Genomic DNA, 3,071 nt, shown 5'->3' on the forward strand with positions numbered 1-3,071 from the left:
TTGTCATTCTATAGAAAAATATAAAAAGTCCTCTTATGTGAGGACTAATGAATACTGAAGGTATTTTTAATAGATATTCCTATGATACCTACTTAGACTTATCTACAGTTTATTTTAATCAGTAATATCTAATTTATTATTATTAAACCTGTCTATCAAAGATTCCAACATCTCAATTAATTCATCGTAACTATATATACTTACAATATTAGAATATTTATTTTTTATTACCCTATAATCTTTCTTTTGTTGTTCATTTAAATCATTTGTTCTACCAATAATAATAAAACCTTTAGGGTTTACAATGCTAACGTCTACTGTACTATCCGCTATTTTATTTTTTATTAGATCAGTATTTTTAGTAATATCGCTAGTTAAATCATATATATATTTCTCGATCTGCATAATTGATCCTGATAATTCTACACTAGGAGCGTAATTACCTCTATATTTTCTTCCAAAGATTTTCCTTGTGTGGGTTTTTATCTCTATTAAATCTATATTATTTAATAAATCTACTAATACAAAGTCAATTCTTTTATTGTTACTTATAGTTAATTCTTTAATAGCCAACTTGTACTGTGGAAAAATTAATACCAGTATGTTTAAAATATCCTCTTCCCAATTTAATTCACGATAACTGTCAGATTCTATATTTGTTTTCAATTTATTTAAAGCTACTGTATATTTTCCTATTTCTCTTTCTACAATCTGATTATCAATTTCATTACCAAAAAGTATCCTTTCGTTATGGCTTTTATCATTCATTTCTCGCCTTTTTTTGGAAAGATACTTCTCAAACTTTTCATCATAATCTTCATTCAAATCCAAATAGTCTTTTACTATATTAGCAATTCTTGCATTAGCATAATGTATTAATTCTGTACTTTTAGGAAATCTATTAACTAACTCTTGATATTTAGTCCAAGGTAAAAGCATATCAATTTCGTTTGATTCTACAAACTCATCCGGTGCAATGAAAATATCACTAGATATTAAGTTACTAAGTTTTTTTAATATAGAAATTCTACCGTTATGAACAAGGTGTTTGTGATTGATATGTCTAATAAGAGATCGGTGAATAAAAATACTATTATTTATATCAAAAATTTCCCTATCAAGCTCATAGAAATCTTTGTCACTTGTTAAGTGCCCTACAGTAAAGATAACTGTGTCGTCGTCCTCCAAAACATACTCATTACCCTTGAGATAAAATGTGCTCTTTAATCTGACATTATAACTTGTATCTAAATAAGTGTAGCTTTCTCTTTCTAAGCTACATTTTAGAGTATTTTCTTCATCTTCCAGAACAAAAAATTTAATTTTCATTCAGATTCCCTCCATATAAAAACTTTCGGCTTAGTATAACTTTCAAATCCTTTGTCATTATTTGCTAAGATTTTCTATAATGTAATCGTCATAGTCTTTATTTCCAGAGAACAATTGAAAATAGCCTTCTGCGATACTTATTTCTTCTAATGCAGGAACATCTAGTATCTTTTGAATATCTTTTTCTACCTTGTCATCATAACGCTTTAAAGATACCTTCCAAACCTTAACTAAAGACATTATTGTAAACGGGTACGCCTTTTCTATATCTTCTTTTAAAACTTTATCTAGTTTTTGCACCTCTTCTTCAAAAGTTAAATTTTTCTTTATATCATTGTTTAAGGTTTGCGCAATTTTAAATTCGATCACCTAAACGCCACTCTTCTATCTATATCAAATTTTGTGTGTTTATTTTCAATAAGTAGTTCCCAAAATTCACCTTCATTAATAAAATCTTCAATAGTATAGCTTTTGATTCTCTTTCTATATCTTTCTACAAACTGTTCCATTGAAATATTAGTACCTATATATCGAATATCTATATCCTCAATGCCTAAGTTATAAGAATAAAGTTCATTATTTTGTTTTACTATCTCAACGATATAATCATCGCCTCTGATTTCTTTAAAAGCTTCAACTAAGGTTTCTCTGTTTTCTAATGCATCTTCTAGTGTATTCGCAAATACTTCATCATCTTCATAAGCTACAAGCCCTCTAAAATCGTCTGGGTCTGACAATATTTTAGTTGTAACACTCGTTATGTCATCTTGCTCACACACAAACTCTATAATATCTAGTTCATCTCCGCTTCCATTTAAAGTTCCACTTTGAATAGCTCTATCTATCCTTTTTTTCCATTCATTTTTATCAGCTTTATTATTAATCACTACATTATACTCAATATCTTTTACTGAAACACGTTCAGGGAAATCCGATTCTTTTATCATCGATTTTAAAATTTCTTTCGTTGCACTATCGTAATCTGGGTGGATCTCTAACTTAATACGTCCTTCTAATATATCTTCTAAAGTATAGACTATGTTTAACATTAGAAGCCTCCTAATTATTTATATTTAGTGACGCACTTTATATTGGTACTATACTACCAGTGTAATCTTCCACTCTATGTGATGCTGCTATAGGGTCTAACATATTAAAATGCTTAATAGGAGAATGTCTAAATGCTCTAATCTCATCCAGAGTCCCTTCTATTGTAATATCAGCAATATCTATTCTCATGTGGTCTTTTTTTGCATTATATCTAACCTGAACTTCTTTATAAGTCATCGTGCCGTAACCATCTTCAACATAATGACAATCTAAAATTTCATCAAACGTTCCAAATAACAACCAGAGGGTTCTGTTGCAAAGTTAAAAAATAGACCTCTAGATTCATGTTTAAAATAATACTTCGTATTAACTCGCTAGCATGATGCTAATTTCACGGCATGGCGAAAACCCGTAGATCTGAAGAGATCTGCGGTTCTTTTTATATAAGCCATAAATACATTCAATGCCTTTGATCGTATTCTTTGCCGTATTGATACTTTGATAACTTATTTTCCTTACTTTGATATGACGATAATCTTGTTCAATGAAGTTATTTAAATATTTAGAGGTACAATGACAGTTCGGGCTAAATTGAAAATCTTTAATCACTTTGGACATTGCCACCTTCGTTGAAGGGGCTTGGTCTGTAATTATCATTTGAGGTTTGCCAAATTGTTTAATAAGACGTTTAA

At 29.3% G+C, this 3,071-nt stretch carries 5 protein-coding genes; all 5 read right to left on the reverse strand.

Features of this window, described 5'->3' with window-relative positions; all coding sequences use genetic code 11:
• Positions 1 to 114: 114 nt before the first annotated feature.
• A complete protein-coding gene (locus tag CD172_RS09230; RefSeq protein ID WP_103346176.1) occupies positions 115 to 1,329 on the reverse strand; it encodes a Shedu immune nuclease family protein in 1,215 nt (404 codons plus the stop codon).
• Between the two features lie 57 nt (positions 1,330 to 1,386).
• A complete protein-coding gene (locus tag CD172_RS09235) occupies positions 1,387 to 1,698 on the reverse strand; it encodes a hypothetical protein (RefSeq protein WP_103346177.1) in 312 nt (103 codons plus the stop codon).
• Positions 1,695 to 2,378, reverse strand: a complete 684-nt coding sequence (locus CD172_RS09240) for a hypothetical protein (RefSeq protein WP_103346178.1) — start codon at positions 2,376 to 2,378, stop codon at positions 1,695 to 1,697. Before CD172_RS09240 ends, CD172_RS09235 begins: the two co-directional genes overlap by 4 nt.
• A gap of 37 nt (positions 2,379 to 2,415) precedes the next feature.
• On the reverse strand, positions 2,416 to 2,616 hold the full coding sequence (locus tag CD172_RS09245) for a hypothetical protein (protein WP_105988569.1): 201 nt from the start codon (positions 2,614 to 2,616) through the stop codon (positions 2,416 to 2,418).
• 129 nt (positions 2,617 to 2,745) lie between these two features.
• Positions 2,746 to 3,071 (reverse strand): DDE-type integrase/transposase/recombinase (locus CD172_RS09250; protein ID WP_142384435.1); only part of this gene is annotated, 326 nt, incomplete at its 5' end.

This window comes from Staphylococcus agnetis (genome assembly GCF_002901865.1).
GTDB lineage: Bacteria > Bacillota > Bacilli > Staphylococcales > Staphylococcaceae > Staphylococcus > Staphylococcus agnetis.

Excerpts from the sequence above, each read along its gene's own strand:
- CD172_RS09240 (WP_103346178.1), bottom strand. The coding sequence starts at position 2,378 with ATGTTAAACATAGTCTATACTTTAGAAGATATATTAGAAGGACGTATT.
- CD172_RS09230 (WP_103346176.1), bottom strand. The coding sequence starts at position 1,329 with ATGAAAATTAAATTTTTTGTTCTGGAAGATGAAGAAAATACTCTAAAA.
- CD172_RS09245 (WP_105988569.1), bottom strand. The coding sequence starts at position 2,616 with ATGACTTATAAAGAAGTTCAGGTTAGATATAATGCAAAAAAAGACCAC.